This window comes from Bradyrhizobium sp. P2_E8 (assembly GCF_056403875.1).
In genome coordinates, this window is sequence record NZ_JBFUES010001632.1 from 1 (window position 1) to 962 (window position 962).

Here is a 962-nt window from a genome sequence, read left to right on the forward strand (position 1 = left end):
ACGAAGCTGCGATGACCTGTCGAGAGATTGTCATAAACGACGGGCTGATAGCCGGCGGCGGCCAGGGCGCGGCAGGCATGCGAGCCAATATAGCCCGCACCCCCTGTGACGAGGACGGTCGGTCGGTCGGTCATGTCGTCTTCTACTCTTCTCTCAGCGATTGGAAGGCCGTTTGCGGCTGAAGAGAAGATAGAGTGCGCGGGGGTTGGTGGTCAAATAGCGCCAGAACAGGCGGCGTGGCTCGAGCCAGGTGCGCCAGGCCCATTCGAGTCCGAATTTCTGCATCCATTGCGGCGCGCGGGACCGGCTGCCCGACAAAAAGTTGAAAAGGCCGCCCGATGTCTTGATAACGCCAACATTGGTCAGCAGCGGCGTGTACTGCTCCACGAATGCCTGCTCGTTGGGCACGCCGAGCGCGACCCAGAGATAGTCCGGCGCGAGCGCGTTGATCTCCTCGACCTTCGCGCGCAGGGCCTCGCCGCGCAGATAGCCGTGGCTGTGCCCGACGATCTTGAGGTTCGGATACATCTTCCGGACGTTCTCGACCGCCGCGGCGTTCTCGTCCTCGCTGGCGCCGAACATGTAGAAGGTGCGGCCGACCGCTTCGGCCTTGCGCGCGACGACGTGGAACAGGTCCGTGGTCGCGACGCGCTCGGGTAGCGGGAACCAGGATTGCAGCTTCGAGGCCGCCACCAGCGGCTGGCCGTCGGCGTTGATCAGGTCGGCGGCGCGGAACAGGCGTTCGGTCTCCGGCTCGGTCGAGCAGCGCGCCAGCACCTCGCCATTGGCCGAGGTCAGGTGCAACGGACGGCCGATGCGATGACGCGGATCGGTCGCCTCGATCATGAAGTCGGCGGTCGCTTCCAGGTCGAGCGCGGCCATGCGAAGGCCGCCGAGAGTGATCCGCGGCACGTCGGCGGTTGCGGCCCGGCCGTCCAGATTGACGCGGCGCTCAAGCATAT

The 962-nt window shown here is 65.6% G+C and carries 2 protein-coding genes; both read right to left on the reverse strand.

Annotated features, from left to right (window positions below):
• Positions 1 to 134: NAD-dependent epimerase/dehydratase family protein (locus AC1D00_RS42865; protein WP_477014887.1), on the reverse strand; the 134-nt coding region annotated here is incomplete at its 3' end.
• A gap of 19 nt (positions 135 to 153) precedes the next feature.
• On the reverse strand, positions 154 to 960 hold the full coding sequence (locus AC1D00_RS42870; RefSeq protein WP_271575632.1) for a WecB/TagA/CpsF family glycosyltransferase: 807 nt from the start codon (positions 958 to 960) through the stop codon (positions 154 to 156).
• Positions 961 to 962 lie beyond the last annotated feature (2 nt).

What these genes read in the sequence shown, in the direction of transcription:
- AC1D00_RS42870 (WP_271575632.1), bottom strand. Translation starts at nt 960, where the DNA reads ATGCTTGAGCGCCGCGTCAATCTGGACGGCCGGGCCGCAACCGCCGAC.